This is a genomic window from Lachnobacterium bovis DSM 14045, assembly GCF_900107245.1.
Taxonomy (GTDB): domain Bacteria; phylum Bacillota; class Clostridia; order Lachnospirales; family Lachnospiraceae; genus Roseburia; species Roseburia bovis.
On record NZ_FNPG01000004.1, the window covers coordinates 121,602 to 142,387 of the forward strand.

Below are 20,786 nucleotides of genomic sequence, written 5' to 3' on the forward strand. Positions count from 1 at the left end.
AAGGAAAAATAGATGAATAATGCAAAAATTGCAAATTTATATAGTTTAGATCAAACTATTGCAAAAGATTTATTCGAAGGAAAACAATATCCTTGGGAAGTGTTACCATTGATTAGCGAATTTATAATTAAGTTAGGTAATACTTTAGATTTAGATAAATTTGAAAAAAGAGGAGAAAATATTTGGGTTGCAAAATCTGCAACTGTTGCTCCATCAGCCTATCTTAATGGTCCATTAATCATTGATGAAGGTGCTGAAATCCGTCATTGTGCATTCATCAGAGGTAATGCAATTGTTGGAAAAAATTCAGTAATTGGTAATTCAACAGAATTAAAAAATGTTGTTATATTCAACAATGTTCAAGTACCACATTACAACTATGTTGGAGACTCAATATTAGGTTATAAATCTCACATGGGTGCAGGTTCAATTACATCTAATGTGAAATCAGATAAAACATTAGTTGTAGTAAAAGATTCTTATGACACAAAAGAAGAAATTGAAACAGGTTTAAAGAAATTTGGAGCAATGCTTGGTGATCACGTAGAGGTCGGATGCAATTCTGTTTTAAATCCAGGAACTGTTCTTGGTAAGAATTGTAGTGTTTATCCTACTTCTAGCGTAAGAGGAGTAATTCCAAATAATTCAATTTTCAAAGATAAAGAGCACGTTATAAAAAAAAGATAAAATTTTTTTGAAAAATTCATGAAAAACACTAGACTAATTGATGATTTTGTGAGAAAATAAATGGCGTGTGTTAAATTGGTAACAATGTTTTTTACATTTAACATTATACAAATTTTTTAAGCGAAAGGAGTCTTAAAATGATTTACACTAAAGAAGTACAAAACATGTGTCCTATAGCTAAGGGCGCAAAACACGAACCAGCTCCTATCCCAGAAGAGGGCAAATGGGTTCACTCAAAAAAAATTGAAGATATTTCAGGATTTACACATGGTGTGGGCTGGTGTGCTCCACAGCAGGGTGCTTGTAAATTAACATTAAATGTTAAAGAAGGTATCATCGAAGAAGCATTAGTTGAAACAATCGGATGTTCAGGTATGACTCACTCAGCAGCTATGGCAGCTGAAATTTTACAAGGAAAAACAATTCTTGAAGCATTAAACACAGACCTTGTTTGTGATGCTATCAATACAGCAATGAGAGAATTATTCTTACAGATCGTTTACGGTCGTACACAGAGTGCATTCTCTGATGATGGTCTTGCAGTTGGTGCAGGTCTTGAGGATTTAGGTAAAGGATTACGTTCTCAAGTTGGTACAATGTACGGAACTAAAGAAAAAGGTGTTCGTTACCTTGAAATGACAGAAGGTTATGTAACAGATTTAGCTATTGACGAAAATAACGAAGTAATTGGTTACAAATACGTTTCTCTTGGAAAAATGACAGATTTCATCAAAAAAGGTGATGATCCTAACACTGCTTGGGAAAAAGCTAAAGGTCAGTATGGTCGTATTGACGATGCAGTTAAATTTATCGACCCACGAGTAGAGTAATAGAAAGGAGAGAAGTATAATGGCATTATTCGAAAATTACGAGGCAAGAATTAACCAAATTACTGCCGCTTTAAATAAATATGGTATTAAAGATATCCAAGAAGCAGAAAAGATTACAAAGGATGCAGGTCTTGATGTATATCACATGGTAGAAGGCATTCAGGGTATCTGCTTTGAAAACGCTAAATGGGCTTATACAGTTGGTGCTGCTATAGCTATTAAAAAAGGTTGTAAACGTGCTGCAGACGCTGCTGCTGCAATCGGAGAAGGATTACAGTCATTCTGTATTCCAGGATCAGTTGCTGATCACCGTAAAGTAGGTCTTGGACATGGTAACCTTGGAAAAATGCTTCTTGAAGAAGAAACAGAATGTTTCGCATTCTTAGCAGGTCACGAATCTTTCGCAGCTGCTGAAGGTGCTATCGGTATCGCTGAAAAAGCTAACAAAGTACGTAAAAAACCATTAAGAGTTATCTTAAACGGTTTAGGAAAAGATGCTGCTCAAATTATTTCACGTATTAACGGATTTACATTCGTTGAAACAAAATTTGATTACAAAGCAAATGAATTAAACATCATCTCTGAAACTCCATATTCTACTGGACTTCGTGCTTCAGTTAAATGTTATGGTGCTGATGATGTTCAGGAAGGTGTTGCTATCATGCATCATGAAAAAGTTGGTGTATCTATCACAGGTAACTCAACAAACCCAACACGTTTCCAACATCCAGTAGCTGGTACATACAAAAAAGAATGTATCGAGCAGGGTAAAAAATACTTCTCAGTTGCTTCAGGTGGTGGTACAGGTCGTACACTTCACCCAGATAACATGGCAGCTGGTCCAGCTTCATACGGTATGACAGATACATTAGGACGTATGCACTCTGATGCACAGTTCGCAGGATCTTCATCAGTTCCAGCTCACGTTGAAATGATGGGTCTTATCGGTGCTGGTAACAACCCAATGGTTGGTATGACAGTAGCTGTAGCTGTATCAGTAGAAGAAGCTGCTAAAGAAGGAAGATTCTAATTAGTTAGAAATATTCTTTAAAATATATTGCACTGAAAGTTAAGTAGGCTTTTAGTGCACGAGACACCATGTATGGTATATGCCGTGCATGGTGTCTTTTTTTGTAATCATTAGATTATAAAAAGTAAGTAGCAGGCAAGTAACAAGCAGGTAACTTACAATTACATTAAATTAAGAAAAAATATCAAGTGATAAAAAATATACTTAGTTGTTTCTGCTTAGAATTTGATTTTTTCTATTTCATTTATCAAATCAGAAATGTTACGGTGTGTATAAGTATTTTCAGTAACATCCGTTATTGCATGGCCAACGATTCTTTTTAGAACATATTCATCTATCTTATAATGTTTTGCAAGAGTAATGAAAGTATGCCTTGTGTCGTGTGGTCGGTGTTTCATTTCTAAAGAGTTCATAATTTTATCAAACCTATGTTTATATTTGTCATAATTCATTGTTTGACCTGTTTGGCTTGATGTGTCAAAGAATAGTGTATATGAATTGATTTCTTTAGATTTATTAAGAGATTCTCTTACGAGAGGGAGTATGCTGTGGTGAATTGGTACAATTCTATTTTTCCCAGCAGTTGTTTTATTACCGCCTATAATATATCGCTCATTTATATGTATGTTGTCTGCCTTCAAGGTTGCTAATTCTTGGGGCCTAAACCCAGTATATATTCCAATTAATATCATATCTACAAAAGGCAAAGATAGATATGTACATTTGGCTAAACATTTTGCTGAGACTGGCTTAAGTGAAAAGTATGTAGATGAAATAATAGATGGAATAGAGAATCCTAAGGAAATTTATTCTACAAAGGATATAAATGGTGCTATATCAAGATGCTATTTTACAGATTACATTGACCAAACAAATCCTCAAAAGAAATTGTGCATTTTTGCAAGAAATGATATAATAACTGCATATCATATGGATAATTCAAAGATAAAGAGACTACAGAAGGGTGGAAGATTTATATGGAAAAAATAACAAGAAAAGAAGTATTTTTTGGATATGATGACAGAGAATCATGCGAAGATTCTATTACAATTGAATTCCCAAATGTGTATCTTAGAAAAAGCAGTTGGTGTGAATATGAAGAGAATAAACATATGGATGAATATGAAGTAAATATGCAAACGGAAGATGAACATTTTAAAGGGTTGCCTTCATGGATGGAAATTGTAGATTATCCAGGATTAGAGCCATACATAGATGAGCCGGACTGTTTGCCTAACTTTACTTTCAGTTATGAAGGAGACGTGGTAACATTACGAGAATTCATGAAGAAGTATGTGTTTGGTGGATTGATTAGTGAAGCAGATCAAGAAGACCCAAGTTATTGGGAAGATTAAAGATTCCCACTTGCAGTGAATAACCCCAAGATGATAAAAGATATTGTGTAAAAGAATAATGACTCCTTGAAAATAATACTTCTGCCACTGGTGCCTGCTAGTGGTTTTTGATTGTTTTTTAACTCATTTTCCCTCACTTTCTAGTTTTTCTAAGTGACTAGAGTGGTGATACTTTTCCTATTTCTTCCTTATAAGGCTGATATCAGTAGATATTGGCCTTATTTTTTTAAAATTCTCTTTTAAACAAATGTAAGGCTAGTGATATATTGGATATCAATCTGTTAAAGATTATGGTTCGAATCCATGCTAGTCTTTTTTTCGTGTGGTAAACACGTTAAAAATTACCCAAGTAGAATCAACCAAGTGTGGTTGTAAAAAACAAACGAAAGGAAATGAAATAAATGTCTTTAGAAGAAATCTTAAAATCACAAGGCCTTACAGATGAACAGATTCAAAAAGTAGTTGGAGAGATGAAAAAGAACAAAATCTTTACAGCTGGCGAAGAAAATCTAGATATCAGATATTCAAAGCTTAAAGAGAAATACAATGCACTAGCTAACAAGCCTACTAGAGATGATGACACAAGCAATACAACTGTTGTTAATAAAGATTTAGCAGAACTTCAGAAAAATAGGTGGAAGTGCTAAAAATGTGTGTAATTGTCGTTGTGCTTTGCTCCAAAGGGCAAGATGGGCACTAGAATGGGATGAACTTCAAACATTAAAAGAACGCGCAGAGTATTTGGAATTAGACAAAACAAAGAGTTTTGAAGAGTTTAGAAAAAAATATAATGTTGCAGCACTGAAACTAGATTTGCAGATGTTTGCTAGGAAGAATGACACGTATATATCCAAAAGTAAAGTTAAAAAACTCTTAAAAAGAACATACAAAAATATGGTTACTCATATGAAGAGGTTGAACAGTGGAAAGATTATTTCGATAAAGAATTTGCAAAGGGTGTTAAAGACCCGCTATGGAAAATAATCTACAATAGGCAAAGATAGATATGTACATTTGGCTAAACATTTTGCGGAGACTGGTTTAAGTGAAAAGTATATAGATGAGGTAATAGATGGAATAGAGAACCCTAAGGAGATTTATTCAACTAAAGATAGACATGGGGCAGTATCTAGATGTTATTTTACAGATTATCTAAATCCGAAAGACTCAAAAGAAAAATTGTGTATTTTCGCAAGAAATGATATAATAACTGCATATCATATGGATAAATCAAAGATAAAGAGACTACAGAAGGGTGGAAGATTTATATGGAAGAAATAACAAGAAAAGAAGTATGGTTTGGATATGATGACTTGGAGACAACCGAAGATTCTATTACAATTGAATTTCCAAACGTTTCAGGAATGGGGTGGAAAAGTTATGACCATAAGCATCAACAAGAATATGATGTGAATTATGAAATGACAACTAATCATCCTTTCCCCCCATCATGGTTAGAAATTGTTGATTATTCAAATTTAGAACCATACATAGATGAGCCGGACTGCTTACCTAACTTTACTTTCAGCTATGAAGGAGACGTGGTAACACTACGAGAATTCATGAAGAAGTATGTGTTTGGTGGATTGATTAGTGAAGCAGATCAAGAAGACCCAAGTTATTGGGAAGATTAAAGATTCCCCCTTGCAGTGAATAACCCCAAGATGATAAAAGATATTGTGTAAAAGAATAATGACTACTTGAAAATAATACTTCTGCCACTAGTGCCTGCTAGTGGTTTTTCCCAAATTTTAAGCCATGATGTTGTCACATTAAATGTTGAATAGTCTCCTCTGTAATTATTAATAGATAAATATTTTTGCTAGGAACATTGTTTTTTAACTCATTTTCCCTCACTTTCTAGTTTTTCTAAGTGACTAGATTGGTGAGACTTTTCCTATTTCTTCCTTATAAGGCTGATATCAATAGATATTGGCCTTATTTTTTTGAAATTCTCTTTTAAACAAATGAAGAGGTTGAACAATGGAAAGATTATTTCGATAAAGAATTTGCAAAGGGTGTTAAAGACCCATTAGGAAAAACAATCTACAATAGGCAAGATAGATATGTACATTTGCCTAAACATTTTGCGAAGACTGGTTTAAGTGAAAAGTATGTAGATGAAATAATAGATGGAATAGAGAATCCTAAGGAAATTTATTCAACTAAAGATAGACATGGGGCAGTATCTAGATGTTATTTTACAGATTATCTAAATCAGAAAGACTCAAAAGAAATTGTGCATTTTTGCAAGAAATGATATAATAACTGCATATCATATGAAAAAGGATAAAATTAAAAAGTTAAAAGAAGGCGGAAGATTTATATGGAAGAAATAACAAGAAAAGAAGTATATTTTGGATATGATGACTTGGAGACAACCGAAGATTCTATTACAATTGAATTTCCAAACGTAACATATGGTTCTACATGTTGGACAGATTATTTTGAAAATCCACATTCAAATGAATATGATGTGCACTTAGAAACAAAGGATGAACATTTTTATGATGTTCCAGAATGGATGGAAATTGTTGATTATTCAAATTTAGAGCCATACATAGATGAGCTGGACTGTTTGCCTAACTTTACTTTCAGTTATGAAGGAGACGTGGTAACATTACGAGAATTCATGAAGAAGTATGTGTTTGGTGGATTGATTAGTGAAGCAGATCAAGAAGACCCAAGCTATTGGGAAGATTAAAGATTCCCACTTGCAGTGAATAACCCCAAGATGATAAAATATATTGTGTAAAAGAATAATGACTCCTAGGAAATAATACTTCTGCCACTAGTGTCTGCTAGTGGTTTTTGATTGTTTTTTCCAAGTTTTAATCCATGATGTTGTCATATTAAATGTTGAATAGTCTCCTCTGTAATTATTAATAGATAAATATTTTTGCTAGGAACATTGTTTTTTTACTCATTTTCCCTCACTTTCTAGTTTTTGTAAGTGACTAGAGTGGTGAGACTTTTCCTATTTCTTCCATGATAAGGCTGATATCAGTAGATATTGGCCTTATTTTTTTGAAATTCTCTTTTAAACAAATGTAAGGCTAGTGATATATTGGATATCAATCTGTTAAAGATTATGGTTCGAATCCATGCTAGTCTTTTTTTCGTGTGGTAAACACGTTAAAAATTACCCAAGTAGAATCAACCAAGTGTGGTTGTAAAAAACAAACGAAAGGAAATGATAAAAATGTCTTTAGAAGAAATTTTGAAATCGCAAGGCCTTACAGATGAACAGATCCAAAAAGTAGTTGGAGAGATGAAACAGAACAAAATCTTTACAGCTGGCGAAGAAAATCTAGATATCAGATATTCAAAGCTTAAAGAAAAATACAATGCACTAGCTAACAAGCCTACTGGAGATGATGACACAAGCAATACAACTGTTACTGATAAAGAGTTAGCAGAACTTCAGAAAAAAGTGAAAGAATATGAAGCAACAGTAAATGTTCAAACTCAAGCATTAGCAGAAGCTAAAAAAGAAAGTGCGATTAAGATGGCATTAGTTTCATCAAAAGCAAAAACTACAGATATTGACTACTTATGAATTAGTAATTCTTTTTTAATATAATAAAATGGGATAAAGAGTGATTCTTTATTCCATGCACAAGAGGCGTTATGTGTGATGATATATTACACGTAGCGTCTTTTTTTGTATTAAAGTATTTTTCTTATCTACAAGTAATGATATAATAAACTTATATCATTTATTAACTTTACAGGACAATATTTTTTAAAGGTTCTAAATTAATTTTGAACAGGAAAAAGGAGGACATTGGCCTATGAAGAGAGTGGGTATTATAAGACAGGGATTAGCGTTTCTCATATTAGTTTCTATTTTAGTGTTATTAGTGAAATTTGATTGTATTTTTGCAACAAAGGGTACCTCACAAGCAGTTGATACAGGTGCTTCAGAATTAGTAAGCAAGTTAAAAGTAGGTTGGAATCTTGGAAATAGTTTAGATGCTGTTTCAAAGAATCAAGGCTATAAATTAGATACAGAAACACTGTGGGGAAATCCAAAAGTCACAAAAAAGCTTATTCATTCTGTTAAAAAAAATGGTTTTTCATCAATTCGAATTCCTGTAACTTACTACAATCATCTTGATTCAAATGGTAAAATTGATACGAGATGGTTAGCAAGGGTTAAAGAAGTTGTAAATTATGCCTTAGCTGAAAAATTATATGTAATAATCAATGTGCATCATGATGCAGGGCTAAGTGATAAATATAGATGGATTTATTCAGATGAGGTTACATATGACATTGATAAAAATAATTTAATGAATTTATGGTCTCAGATTGCTAAATATTTCAAAAACGAGGGTAGCAGACTACTTTTTGAATCAACGAACGAAATAATGGACAGGGAAAAAAACTGGGCCTGGAGTTATAAACAAAATTTTGGTGTTACAGCAAAACTTCATAATGAATTTATAAAAACTGTACGTGCAACTGGTGGAAAAAATGCTACACGTTATTTTGTTTTACCAACATATGCCGCAAGCTCTGATGAAGAGGAAATAAGGCAGATACTAAATTATGAATACGAAGATACTCAGAAAAATCATCTTATAATGTCGGTTCATTGTTATAAAACAGATATTGATACAATAGCAAAAATAATGAACAGATTAGGAAAATACAGCAAGAAGTATAATGTTCCAGTAATTATGGATGAATTTGGTGTAAAAAATGATATAACAAGTTCAAAAGGTTTGTCACTTGTGAAAAAGTATCGAGAAAAAGCACTAGAAAATGGAGTAGTTTTGTTTTGGTGGGATAATGGAAGTGAATATGGATTATTTGATAGAACAACAGGAGAAGTTAAAAACAAGAAAGTAATTGATATATTAACAAAATAGGATTAAAACGTGAATTCTCATGAAAACATGCAACAAATTGACTACTATATTGCGATGAAATGACAAATTGGTAATTTTTCGAAAAAGATTCTTTTTTAAGTAAAGAATAAATTTTCGCTAGAAACTACGGAAATTAAAAAAACATTTTCTATTAGTCAATGAATTGCACAAGAAGAATTAAATGATAATTTCCAGTATAGACAAATACTGACGGTAATTATAACAAAAAATCACTCTTATATGAGTGATTTTTTTGTTAAAAACATGGATTTTAGTAAAAACATATAGCAATATAAAAAATATATGATATAATTTTGCATGTTGTAAGATTTGTTACCAATTTTACAATTATAAAATGGGATATAGAGTTATGTATAGCATGGGGATATTTTACAATTATATAAAGTACGCTCATAGGCGTAGTTATATTTTCATCGACTATAATTAGTTTGAAACTTTTTAAGTCGATTTTTTTATACATACTAAATACAAGTAAGGGGAAATTATGAAGTTAAAAAAGAATATTTGTTTAGTGCTTATATGCACGGTTCTTATTGGAATGTTCTTTTCGGAAAGAATTGAAGATTTGATTACTCCTTCAGAGCAAAGTGATCAGCTGCAGGTAACTCGTAAGCAGCAACATATTGAAGCAATGAAAAACGGAGCTAATCCAAATCTTGGACCAACAACTATTCCAAAAGATTACAAAATAGATAAGAATTTTGAAAGTCATCTACCTCTTATAGTTATTGATATTGGTAAAAAAGAAATACCAGTAACTAAAAGTTTTAAAAAGGTAGTTGATAAGGATGGGAATGAAGATGTAGTCATTACCAAAACCAAACAAGACCCATATGTAGAGGGTAATATTTCCATAATTGATAATAAAGATTACCATAATTCGTTGGCAGATGAACCTACGGAAGTTTCTAAAATGAAAATAAAGTATAGAGGTAATTCTTCAATCAAGTACAAGAAAAAGCAGTTTGGAATAAAATTACTTGATGAGAACGGCAAAAAAAGAAACGTTAACTGCCTCGGAATGGGAGCAGATAACGAATGGATTTTAAACATTTCAATGATAGACATGTCTTTGATTAGAAATTATATGTCATATAATCTTGGAAGTTCAATGTTTCCGTTTACACCAGATTGTAAGTATTGTGAGGTAGTTTTTAAAGATGATAATGGCTATAAATATCAAGGATTGTATTTAATGATGGAGAAGATAAAACAATCTAAAGATAGAGTAGACATTTCTAAATATAAACCTAAAAAGGATAAAGTTGTTAGTTATTTATTAGGTCGAGACAGAATAAATAAAGATGATTTGCAGTTAGATACATATGGAAATCAAAAGCGACTTACATATGGTCGACTTACAGTAATGTATCCTAAAAGGAAAAAACTCAAAAAGAAAGCATTTGAGTATATACAAAATGATATTGATAAAATAGATAGAGTTGTCTATTCGGACGATGTAAATGAGTTTTCAACCTGGAATAATTATTTAGATGAACAAGCATTTACAGATTATTTCTTATTTAATGAGTTGTTTGGTAATTATGACGCGGGTAATAATTCAACATATATGTATAAAGAGAAAAATGGCAAATTAAAAATGGGACCATTATGGGATTATGATGGAGCAATGGATAACTATCCACATGCATTAAATAACCCAGAAAATGTTTCTTTCCAAAATCATCCATGGTTTGATCGTTTAGTTAAATCCGAAAAATATGTTTCATTACTAGAAGATCGATATGCAATGATGAAATCTGGTATTTTTTCTGTGAAAAGTTTAGATAATTATATAGATAGTGTCTATAAATTTATTGGAAACGCAGGGAAACGTGATTGGAGCAGATGGCAAAGTGTTTATGGAAAAAATAGTAGAATGAAAGCCCAAAAGGACTCAGAAGGTTACATTGTTGATAGACATAGAAACACATGGAAAGAAGAAGTACAAAGACTTAAGGATTATTTTCATATAAAAGAAAAATATATGGGAAAAGGTCTTGAAGGTTTAGAAACTGGTACAATTGATACAAGTGTATCTGAGGGATCATATAAGGTTGTAGCAGTTGTAATCATTTTCTTTACTGGAATTGTTATGATTCGCAGAAAAGAATTATATGTGTAAAAAAATTTAAGGTGGTACAAAATGAATTTTTCAAGTTTAACCTTTTTATTATATTTTTTACCTATTTCGTTACTAATTTATATAATGCTTGGTTTTTCAATTAAATTACAGAATTTGTGGCTTTTATTAGTGAGTTTTGCATTTTATGCATGGGGCGAGCCAAAATATTTTGTTCTGTTTTTAGTTTCAATTGTAATCAACTTCGTATTTGGATTAGTGATTGATAGGTATAACATAAACGATGCAGACAAGAAAAAAGCAAAAGCTTTTTTGATACTTGGAATAATGTTTAACCTATTAATTCTTGGAACTTTTAAATATTTAGATTTAATTATTTCACAGGTTAATACATTATCTCATCATAATTTTGGAACAGTATTTAATTTTGTTATTCCAATAGGAATTTCTTTCTGCACTCTTCGAAATATTTCATATTTGGTAGATGTTTATAGAAATGATGGAACAGTTCAGCATAATCCAATAAATTTTGGATTATATACTGCTTTTTTTCCACAAATTTTTGCGGGACCAATTATAAAATATAAAGATGTAGAAGAATTTCTGAAAAATAGAAATTTCAAAAAATCTAATTTAGCCGAAGGAACATGGAGATTTTCTATTGGTTTAATAAAAAAAGTACTGATTGCTGATCATATTAGCATAATTGTTGATAATATATACAGATTAACCCAAACAGGTAGAGGGTTATATAGTGTTTCAAGCACAATGGCTTGGATTGGAGCAATTAGTTTTATTCTTCAAGTATATTATGACTTTTCAGGATACTCAGATATGGCTATAGGCTTAGGAAAAATGTTTGGGTTTGACATTAAAGAAAACTTTAACTATCCATTAGTCGCTAAATCATTTAATGATTTTTGGAAAAGATGGTACATATCTCTTGGTGAATGGTTTAAAGATTATGTTTTTATACCATTATGCGGAGATAAACCCAAAAATGCAGATGTTATAGTAAAAAGTATTTTTACAACATGGTTTTTAATTGGTTTATGGCATGGAGAGTCATTTACATTTATTGCATGGGCATTATTTAATGCAATACTAATCGTTATTGAGAAAGTTGTAAATTTTGAAGAATGGAAAATTTCGAAGTTTATTAAAATAATATACGTTGATGTTTTATGTATATTATTGGGAGTTATTTATAGATCGGGTAGTTTGGCTACAGCAAGAGAATATTTTTTAAATATGTTTTTGGCTAATAAAAATCCATTTATAAGTAATACTCCTATAATGATTATAAAAGAATATTATATGTTTTTTATTCCTGCATTTATTTTTGCAACACCTGTCGCTTCTATTATCAAAGACAAAGTTGAAAAAACAGATAGTGTTATAGCTATTATTTTATATAAAGTTTTTAGTATGATTTTATTAATGTTAGGCATGGTGCTTGTTATTTCAACTTTAACAAGAGGTAAGGTCAATCCGTTTATTTTTGCGAGACTTGGATAACAAATTTTTAATGGGAGGATAAAAGCAAAATGAAAATTGCAGATAGAATACAAAATATTGAAAAATATATCTATTGCATAGTATTTTTTGTTGGAATTTGTATTTTAGCATTTTTTACAACAAAACCTGCTATAAAGAGAATAGAACATTTAAAAGTATTTAACAAAGTGCAAAACACTCATGCAGAAAATGATATAGGAAAAAATGTTGACAATAGTATAGAAAAATCATTTTATAAAAGACAGAAGTGGTTTGAAACATATGCAAGCGTTAATCATTTAATTGGTAAGAAAGAAATAGATGGATTCTCGTATGCTTTAGATAAAAATGGGGCATTACACCCTTTAAACTTTTGGGTAAATGTTGAAAGTCATAATTATAGAAGATACGCGCAACAGGTCCTTACATTAAAAAATAATGTAAAAAAAAGTGGGGGAAAACTTGTGCTTATGGGTATTCCTAATAAATACAATGAATCATGGACTAATGGCTATCAAGGAATGCCATATAATGATTATAATAAGCAATTAGATGAATTATTCCTTTGGAGTAGACGTTACGGTATTGATTATATTGATTTTAGAGACACCTTGAAGAATTCAGGTATGAATATGAATAAGATGTTTTATAAAACAGATGAATACTGGACAGGAACAGCAGCATTTACTTCCTTTAAAGAATTAGTGGCACATTTAAATTTAAAATATAATGCAAAACTAGATTCTAATAAATATTACAGAAATTTTGATAATTACGAAGTTAAGAGTCATAAAAACGTTTTATTGGGTTCATATGGACGAAAAACAGGTAAATCAATGGTGCCTAGTGGATTGGATTCTTTTGAAACCATCATGCCTAAATTTGCTGGAAATATTACTTTTAATGGAAAAACTGGGAACTACAAGGACACTGTTTTAGATGAAGGTAAATTGACTTATGACTCTCCATATGAATCAAATCTATTTGGCTATTATATGAGCGGTATAAAAGCAACAGAAACTATTGTTAATAACAATAATCCTAAAGGACCTAAGGTTTTATGGATTAGAGATCCTGCTGCATCTCCATTAATTGTAGATACAATACCATTATTTAGCAAAATAGATTGTGTTTGGGGTAAATATGCAACTGATAGTTATATCAAAAACGTTCTAAAAGAAAAAAAATATGATTATGTATTTATTTCATATGAAACAGTAAATCTTGTTCCCAAATTTTTCCAGTTCTACAAGAATGATCATCCAAAAAAGGATACTGTTAATAAAGCACATTCTAAAAAGAAATAAGGGAGAATATGAATGTTAGATGTTTTAAGAGAAGAAAAGAAATATTATATGACTAGTAGTGAATTACTTTTAGTAAAGAGTAAATTAACAAAAGTACTTTCAGGCGATTCATTTAACGGCTTTAATAAATACTTAGTCAGATCATTGTATTTTGATTCTTATACGGATAGAGATTTAAATGAAAAAGCGGCTGGTCTTAGCGAACGTAAAAAAATTCGTTTGAGAATTTATCATACAGATGCTAAAAAGGCAAAGTTAGAGCTTAAGGCAAAAAGTGGTACTATGCAACGTAAAAGATCACTTACCATTTCAAAAGAAGATGCTATTGAGTTGATTAAGGGTAATTATTCTGTACTTTTAAAATATACCGAAAGTATAGCATTAGAGTTTTATGTAATAATGAGTAGTGAATTATACAGACCTAAATGTGTAATTGAATATGACAGAATTGCATTAATGGCACCAGAAAACAATATTAGAATTACGTTTGATACAGGAATTAGATCAAACGAAGGAAATTTTGATTTCTTTTCGGATACGTTAGATTTTTATAAAGTAATGCCAGATGATAAAGGTGTTTTAGAAGTGAAGTACAATAGATTTTTACCATCATATATTAAACTAGCACTAAATGTATCTGACAAATTAGAAACCTCTGTAAGTAAATATGTTTTAGCTCGAAGATATTCAGGAGGCAGTGAATAATGAACGATTATAAAGAAATAGTATTAGCAATGATTGTTTCTGGTTTCTTTGGAATTGTTCTTGGAAAAGTGTACAAATATACTCATTCAAGAGCTGTTGATTCAGAGTCTATGGAACGCTCATTTGTTATTTACAGTATATTAATTACCATGTTGCTTTTCCTTAATTTTGATATTGGTGGGCTAGCGGTTATTGGTTCAGTAACTATTAATCGTTTCAGAGGACCGCTTAAAGACCATAGAGATATTGTGTATATTATATGGTTAGTTTCTTCTGGTTTTGCAATAGTGTCACATCAATATATGATATTAGGAATTGGAAGCGCAGTAATTATTTTATTAATGTATGCAACTGGTTCAATGAAAAATTATAATAGAGTCCTTTTAGTAATTAGAGGAGAATTTGATTTAGAGGAAACGGTAGTTGCTAGAATTTCCCAAAAATACGGAAATGTATTAAAAATGAAATATAATAATTCCGCTGAAGGTGCTGGAATGGAAATTATTTATGAAATTAACTCCAAAATTGAAAATCCATTCAAAAAAGCTTCTATAATAAAGGGTGAGCTTTATGAAAGTGGAAATGTAAAAGAAGTAAATTGTATTTATCAAGAAGATGATATGGCAATTTAAAAATACGATTTATAGTCAGAAAAGTATTTTTAACTTATAGACTATAATTAGGGAGTAAAAATAAAGGAGAAACGATGCGAAGTGATAAATTTAAGAAATTCATAGTATCTGTTGCTACAATAAGTTTGGTCATTTATATTATTTGGCGAATTTTTTGGACAATGCCATTTAAATATGGTGTTATTCCTATTATTTGTGGTTTTATAATGCTGTTTGCTGAAATATCATCTGCATTTGAAACAATAATGCATTATGTAAGTTCATTAAATATTAGCGAACCAGAATTACCAGATATTCCAGACGAGTGGTTTCCTGAGGTTGATGTTTTTATAGCTACCCATAATGAACCATTAGATGTTTTATATAAAACGGCGAATGGATGTAGACATTTAAAATATCCTGACAAAAATAAAGTACACGTATGGTTTTGTGATGATGGAAATAGACCAAGTGTTGCTAAATTGGCAGAAGAAATGGGAGTTGGATATCAAGGATTAGCAAATAATAAATTGGCAAAAGCAGGCAATTTGAATAATGCTTTAAGTAAAACATCTGGAAAATTAGTTGCAACATTTGATGCTGATATGATACCGACTAGAGATTTTTTGCTTAAAACTGTACCATATTTCTTTTTGCCTAAAGTAAAGAAAACTGCAGCAGGTAAATGGGTTGAAAGAAAAGAAAACGAGATTGATCCAAATTACAAAATAGGGTTTATTCAAACACCTCAAAGTTTTTATAATCCAGATTTATTTCAATACAATTTGTATTCCGAAAACTTAGTTCCAAATGAACAAGATTATTTCTTTAGAGAAATAAATGTAAGTAGGAATAGTTCGAATTCGCCAATTTATGCAGGTTCTAATACTGTTATTTCAAGAGAAGCATTGGAATTAGTTGGCGGAATTGCAACAGGAACAATTACAGAAGATTTTGAGACAGGAATACACATTCAGGATGAAGGATATACTTGTTATGCCACTTCAAAAGCATACGCACATGGTCTTGCACCAGATGATTTAGAATCATTGATAAAGCAACGTGAAAGATGGGGACGTGGATGTGTCTTTTCTTTGAAAAGAATTAATGTATGGAAAGATAAGCGTATGTCATTAGCTGCCAAATTGAGCTATTTTTCATGTAAATTATATTGGTGGTCGTACTTGAGACGATTAATTTTTATGTTTATACCATTAATATTTGTGTTATTTAATGTTCCGGCAATTGTATGTGAACCATGGCAGATGTTTGTATTTTGGGTTCCAGCATATGTCTTAGGAGAGTTAGCAACTAGAGCTATTTCTAGTGATATTAGGAACTCTAGATGGAGCAATATTGTTGATACAGTACTTTGTCCATACCTTATTATTCCAATTTTTATGGAAACAATTGGTTTTAGAAAAAGAGGATTTCATGTTACAGATAAAACAAGAACTGTTAATGCAAAATCAGATATACAATATGCATTTCCGCATATGGCATTATTAATTATGTCAATATTTGCAATTTTAAAAGCAACATGGCAGATGGTAGCATATAAAACGGCTGGACCTGCAATTATATTATTCTGGCTATGTTATAATTTAAATTCATTAATAATGTCTATCTTTTTTATGTTAGGCAGAGTTAATAAAAGAATGTCAGAAAGGTATAAAGCGACAATTCCTGTCGAACTCAAAACAGATAAAAACACTGTTTATGAAGGAGAAACAATTGACATTTCAGAAAATGGTTTTGCAATTCTCTTAAAAAAAGAATTAGATCAGGAAGAGATAAATGAATCTGAAAATAATATTTTTTCAGCAACAATTACAACACATCATTATGAAGCCAACATGAAAGCAAAGCTTGTTTATAAGAATAAGCTTAAAGAAGGATACAAATATAGCTTCAATGTTGTAGAACTAGATGAGGCTAATAAGGGCGAGTATTACCAGATAGTATATGATAGAAAAATTTCTCTTCCTACAATAATAGAGGAAGAAGATAGTGTCTTTGGAAATATCAAAGAAAATATTATTAGGCGTACTCAAATAGATGGGGTTTAAATATATAATTTAAAATAACTTAATAAAAAATAAAAGTAGATCTAGGAGGAAGATCATGAGACATAAAATGTTAAATTTGCTTAATGTTAGCTCAACACATTTAAGCACAAACCAAATAATTTTAAATTTTGCGATTGCAACAATATTAGGACTTGTTATTTATTTATCATACAGAACAAGTCATACAAGAGTTGTATATAGTGGACGTTTTAACGTATCTTTACTTATGATGACAATGATTACAACGTTAGTAATGAGCGTTATTGGTAACAACATAGCTTTATCACTTGGTATGGTCGGTGCGCTTTCTATTGTTCGTTTCCGTACAGCAATCAAAGATCCTAGAGATACAGCTTATATTTTTTGGTGTATTGGTATAGGTATTTGTTGTGGTGTGTCTGAATTTTTAGTAGCAACAATCGGCACAGGATTTATTTTTGTAACATTAGTAGTATTTGGGCTTGTTCAAGATAATTTTAGATATTTACTTGTAGTAAGATGTGATAGAAATAAGGAAAAAGCTGTATTAGCTGAAGTAAAGCAATTCTATAAGGGAAAAGCTGAATTAAAGGTAAATAATTCTACAGTAGATAAATCAGAATTCATTTTTGAACTTACTCATAAAATTATTAAAAAAGCAAGTTCTCAAGAGTCAAATATTAGCGATAGATTATATGATTTAGGTGGAATTGACTCAGTTAATACAGTTTGTCAATCAGATGAAATGAGATAATTGATAAAGATAATAAATAAAGATATCTAATAATAATATCAAATAAGATTATTTAATAGTGTAATTTAAAAATTTATACATTATATCATTATAGACGTAGTAACATACTTGTGTTTTACAATTGTTACTGCGTTTTTTTTACATAATTGAGTATTCTAAGCTTTTTCGGAACAACAAATATAAAAATATAAACAACTATAAATACTCTATTTTAATCCTAGTATTATTCAAATATCACAAGAAAAAACCGAAATAGTAATAGATTCAATGTCAATTCTGAACATATTTGATTATGAACTCAAAAAAACATATAATATATAATATAAGTGTGACTAAGTTAAAATGTGCTAGAATTTGACAGTTTAGGAGGGTAATTTGAATGAAAGTTAAAATTAAAAAAACATCTATAACTATGTTGGTTTTATTAGCAATATTCTTTATTGTTTTTTTTATAGCATTAAATTGTGTATATTCTAAAAGTAAAGATACCTCTGCTAAAAAAACAACCAATAATCAAAGTAACAACATCTCAAAATCAACAGATAAAATCGTAAAAATTAAAGATGCACCTAGGAGTGTTTGTAGTGTTCCAAGTAGTTATAAAAAAGAAGCAAAAAAACAGGGTGAATTACTTACTTTTTCTTATAAAGCTAAAATGACAGATAAAAGTAAAAGGATAGTAGATAAAAAAGCAACTATTTATTTACCTCACGGTTATAATGATAAAAATAAATATGATATCATTTATTTGTGTCATGGTTATGGCGCTAATGAAAATACTTTTTTAGGTTCTCCTGATAATCCTAGAGAATTTAAAAACATTCTTGATAATATGATTGAAAACGGAGAAATAAAGCCTGTTATAGTTGTAACACCCACGTATATTGATAACTATAGCAATTATTATGATAAGCTTGACGGAATGACAGATGAAATTGTAAATGATTTGATACCAGCAGTTGAAGGAAAATACAGTACGTATGCTAAAAATACATCACATGATGAGATAATTAAATCACGTAATCATAGAGCTATCGGTGGATTTTCAATGGGAGGTTGTACAACCTGGAGAGCCTTTAGAAGACATTTAGATTGTTTTAAATATTATATGCCTATGAGTATGCCTATGTATTATTATGAACCAGGTTATAATAAATTACAAAATGATAAAACGGCACCTACATTAGCCGAGGCTGCTGCAAATTCTGGATACAAACCAGAAGATTATGCAATTTATGCTGCATCAGGTGATAAAGATTTTATGAATGAAGCAACAAAACAAGTTGTTGAAAAACTTAAAGAATATCCTGATCAGTTTAAATACACTACAACTAATTTTTCTGATGGAAATTTGATGTTTACTACATTTTCAGGATACCATCGTTATTATTTTTCAAATCCATATATGTACAATGGTTTGAGGAGATTCTTTAGGGAGTAGTGAATTTATAGAAAGTTTAAAATAACTTTAACGCATTATAGAAGTATAAATATTCTAAATATGTGATATAATGTATTTGTTTTGCTATTTTATAATATGCAAAAAGAGAGTTTTCACAAGGAGGATATTTCTACGTTTATGGATACAAATAAGGATTTGATGACAGAAGGATCTATCAAAAATAAAATAATCGTGTTTGCTATCCCTATTTTTTTAGGTAATCTATTTCAACAATTATATAATGCAGTAGATTCTGTTATTGTTGGAAATTATATTGGAAGCAATGCTTTAGCTGCTGTAAGCTCAGCTGGTAATCTTATTTTTATGATAATTGGTTTCTTTAACGGAATTGCTATTGGTGCAGGAGTGATAATCGCTAGATATATAGGTGCAAAAGATCAAAAGCGTACTTCATTAGCTGTACATTCGACAGTAGCTTTAGGTATAGTTTTTTCAATTGTATTAACTGCAGTAGGTGTCTTAATGACTCCGTTCATCTTAAACTTAATGAGTACACCTAAAGATGTTTTAAGCGATTCGATAGTATATTTTCAAGTATATTTTGCAGGTTCTATTGGATTTGTAATGTACAATACTTTTGTTGGCATATTGCAAGCAACAGGGGATTCAAAACATCCATTGTATTACTTGATGCTTTCATCCATTGTAAATATAGTATTAGATTTAGTATTAATTGGAAAGATGGGGTTTGGCGTTGGAGCAGCTGCATTTGCGACAGCAATTTCACAATTGTTTAGTGCGATTTTGTGTATAATTCATCTTACAAAAACTGAAGAAGCATATAAATTCAGATGGAAATTGATTAAGTTTGATAAGGAAATAACTTCACAAATTATTAAATATGGTTTACCTTCAGGCCTTCAAAATTCCATAATGTCTTTTTCGAATGTTGTAATTCAATCATATATTAACTCATATGGACATTTTGCAATGGCTGGAATAGGAGCATATGTAAAAATAGAAGGCTTTATTTTTATTCCAGTGACAAGTTTTACAATGGCAATAACAACATTTGTCAGTCAAAATATTGGAGCTAAACAAATAGAAAGGGTACGTAAAGGCATTAGGTTTGGATTGTTATGCACGTTATTATCAGCTGAATTACTAGGTCTTGTGCTTTTTAGTTTTGCACCTATATTTATTTCCTTTTTTGATACAAACAAGGCTGTTATAGAATATGGGTCTCAAAGAGCACATATTGTATGTTTGTTCTTTTTTTTATGTGCATATACACATTTTATGTCTGCTGTTTTAAGAGGTATTGGTAGACCTATGGTTCCAATGTTTGTTTTTTTGTTTTGTTGGTGTGTTGTAAGAATTATTTTTTTGGCGATTATTAATGTTTTTGTACATACAATTTATTCAACATATTGGATTTATCCAATTACATGGATTCTTAGTGCTGTAACACTTACAATTTACTATAAAAACTTAAAATTAGAGGAAGCAATTTATAAAATATAATGATTAAGCTTGTAAATATATTAATTTGTAAATATATTAATAAATAATCAAGAAA

At 30.5% G+C, this 20,786-nt stretch carries 23 protein-coding genes; 22 read left to right on the forward strand and 1 reads right to left on the reverse strand.

What is annotated here, in order from left to right; translation table 11 throughout:
• The first annotated feature begins 12 nt into the window (after positions 1–12).
• The 3 genes from BLV79_RS00580 to BLV79_RS00590 all read left to right on the forward strand — a co-directional run bounded on the left by BLV79_RS00580 (position 13) and on the right by BLV79_RS00590 (position 2,547).
• Positions 13–687, forward strand: coding sequence for an LbetaH domain-containing protein (locus tag BLV79_RS00580; RefSeq protein ID WP_074715004.1), 675 nt, complete (start codon positions 13–15; stop codon positions 685–687).
• Positions 688–824: 137 nt separating this feature from the next.
• The gene (locus BLV79_RS00585; protein ID WP_074715007.1) at positions 825–1,517 is read left to right on the forward strand and encodes an iron-sulfur cluster assembly scaffold protein; all 693 of its coding nucleotides are present in this window, start codon (positions 825–827) and stop codon (positions 1,515–1,517) included.
• 19 nt (positions 1,518–1,536) lie between these two features.
• A complete protein-coding gene (locus tag BLV79_RS00590; RefSeq protein ID WP_074715009.1) occupies positions 1,537–2,547 on the forward strand; it encodes a GGGtGRT protein in 1,011 nt (336 codons plus the stop codon).
• A 218-nt stretch (positions 2,548–2,765) separates the two neighbouring features.
• Here BLV79_RS00590 and BLV79_RS00595 read toward each other — a convergent pair whose 3' ends face one another.
• Positions 2,766–3,239: a tyrosine-type recombinase/integrase gene (locus tag BLV79_RS00595; protein WP_074715011.1), complete on the reverse strand. Its 474-nt coding sequence runs from the start codon at positions 3,237–3,239 to the stop codon at positions 2,766–2,768.
• A 31-nt stretch (positions 3,240–3,270) separates the two neighbouring features.
• Between BLV79_RS00595 and BLV79_RS00600 the strand changes: the two genes are divergently transcribed.
• The 19 genes from BLV79_RS00600 (at position 3,271) to BLV79_RS00690 (ending at position 20,731) form a co-directional block, all read left to right on the forward strand.
• Positions 3,271–3,537, forward strand: coding sequence for a hypothetical protein (locus tag BLV79_RS00600; RefSeq protein ID WP_074715014.1), 267 nt, complete (start codon positions 3,271–3,273; stop codon positions 3,535–3,537).
• Complete coding sequence (locus BLV79_RS00605; protein ID WP_074715019.1) at positions 3,525–3,902, forward strand: hypothetical protein; 378 nt, start codon at positions 3,525–3,527, stop codon at positions 3,900–3,902. Before BLV79_RS00600 ends, BLV79_RS00605 begins: the two co-directional genes overlap by 13 nt.
• 401 nt (positions 3,903–4,303) lie before the next feature.
• On the forward strand, positions 4,304–4,549 hold the full coding sequence (locus BLV79_RS00610) for a hypothetical protein (RefSeq protein ID WP_074715022.1): 246 nt from the start codon (positions 4,304–4,306) through the stop codon (positions 4,547–4,549).
• Between the two features lie 4 nt (positions 4,550–4,553).
• Positions 4,554–4,886 carry a hypothetical protein gene (locus BLV79_RS00615; protein ID WP_074715025.1) on the forward strand — a complete coding sequence of 111 codons (333 nt, stop codon included), beginning with the start codon at positions 4,554–4,556 and terminating at the stop codon, positions 4,884–4,886.
• Positions 4,887–4,916: 30 nt separating this feature from the next.
• Positions 4,917–5,183, forward strand: coding sequence for a hypothetical protein (locus BLV79_RS00620; RefSeq protein WP_074715028.1), 267 nt, complete (start codon positions 4,917–4,919; stop codon positions 5,181–5,183).
• Positions 5,171–5,536: a hypothetical protein gene (locus BLV79_RS00625; RefSeq protein ID WP_074715030.1), complete on the forward strand. Its 366-nt coding sequence runs from the start codon at positions 5,171–5,173 to the stop codon at positions 5,534–5,536. Before BLV79_RS00620 ends, BLV79_RS00625 begins: the two co-directional genes overlap by 13 nt.
• A gap of 440 nt (positions 5,537–5,976) precedes the next feature.
• On the forward strand, positions 5,977–6,162 hold the full coding sequence (locus BLV79_RS00630) for a hypothetical protein (protein ID WP_074715033.1): 186 nt from the start codon (positions 5,977–5,979) through the stop codon (positions 6,160–6,162).
• 66 nt (positions 6,163–6,228) lie between these two features.
• Positions 6,229–6,606 (forward strand): hypothetical protein, encoded by a 378-nt coding sequence (locus BLV79_RS00635; protein WP_074715036.1) that lies wholly within the window; start codon positions 6,229–6,231, stop codon positions 6,604–6,606.
• Positions 6,607–7,104: 498 nt separating this feature from the next.
• On the forward strand, positions 7,105–7,461 hold the full coding sequence (locus BLV79_RS00640; protein WP_074715039.1) for a phage scaffolding protein: 357 nt from the start codon (positions 7,105–7,107) through the stop codon (positions 7,459–7,461).
• 235 nt (positions 7,462–7,696) lie between these two features.
• Positions 7,697–8,779 carry a glycoside hydrolase family 5 protein gene (locus BLV79_RS00645; RefSeq protein ID WP_074715042.1) on the forward strand — a complete coding sequence of 361 codons (1,083 nt, stop codon included), beginning with the start codon at positions 7,697–7,699 and terminating at the stop codon, positions 8,777–8,779.
• 505 nt (positions 8,780–9,284) lie between these two features.
• Positions 9,285–10,925 (forward strand): CotH kinase family protein, encoded by a 1,641-nt coding sequence (locus tag BLV79_RS00650; RefSeq protein WP_074715044.1) that lies wholly within the window; start codon positions 9,285–9,287, stop codon positions 10,923–10,925.
• A 21-nt stretch (positions 10,926–10,946) separates the two neighbouring features.
• Complete coding sequence (locus BLV79_RS00655; RefSeq protein ID WP_074715047.1) at positions 10,947–12,401, forward strand: MBOAT family O-acyltransferase; 1,455 nt, start codon at positions 10,947–10,949, stop codon at positions 12,399–12,401.
• 29 nt (positions 12,402–12,430) lie between these two features.
• Positions 12,431–13,687 carry an alginate O-acetyltransferase AlgX-related protein gene (locus BLV79_RS00660; RefSeq protein ID WP_074715050.1) on the forward strand — a complete coding sequence of 419 codons (1,257 nt, stop codon included), beginning with the start codon at positions 12,431–12,433 and terminating at the stop codon, positions 13,685–13,687.
• Between the two features lie 12 nt (positions 13,688–13,699).
• Positions 13,700–14,392 (forward strand): polyphosphate polymerase domain-containing protein, encoded by a 693-nt coding sequence (locus BLV79_RS00665; protein ID WP_074715053.1) that lies wholly within the window; start codon positions 13,700–13,702, stop codon positions 14,390–14,392.
• Positions 14,392–15,024 (forward strand): hypothetical protein, encoded by a 633-nt coding sequence (locus BLV79_RS00670; protein WP_074715055.1) that lies wholly within the window; start codon positions 14,392–14,394, stop codon positions 15,022–15,024. The genes BLV79_RS00665 and BLV79_RS00670 overlap by 1 nt, the downstream gene beginning before the upstream one ends.
• A gap of 74 nt (positions 15,025–15,098) precedes the next feature.
• A complete protein-coding gene (locus BLV79_RS00675; protein ID WP_074715057.1) occupies positions 15,099–17,072 on the forward strand; it encodes a glycosyltransferase family 2 protein in 1,974 nt (657 codons plus the stop codon).
• Positions 17,073–17,127: 55 nt separating this feature from the next.
• Positions 17,128–17,805: a DUF4956 domain-containing protein gene (locus BLV79_RS00680; RefSeq protein ID WP_074715059.1), complete on the forward strand. Its 678-nt coding sequence runs from the start codon at positions 17,128–17,130 to the stop codon at positions 17,803–17,805.
• A 379-nt stretch (positions 17,806–18,184) separates the two neighbouring features.
• A complete protein-coding gene (locus BLV79_RS00685) occupies positions 18,185–19,246 on the forward strand; it encodes an alpha/beta hydrolase (RefSeq protein WP_074715062.1) in 1,062 nt (353 codons plus the stop codon).
• Positions 19,247–19,384: 138 nt separating this feature from the next.
• On the forward strand, positions 19,385–20,731 hold the full coding sequence (locus BLV79_RS00690) for an MATE family efflux transporter (RefSeq protein WP_074715065.1): 1,347 nt from the start codon (positions 19,385–19,387) through the stop codon (positions 20,729–20,731).
• The last annotated feature ends 55 nt before the right edge of the window (positions 20,732–20,786 follow it).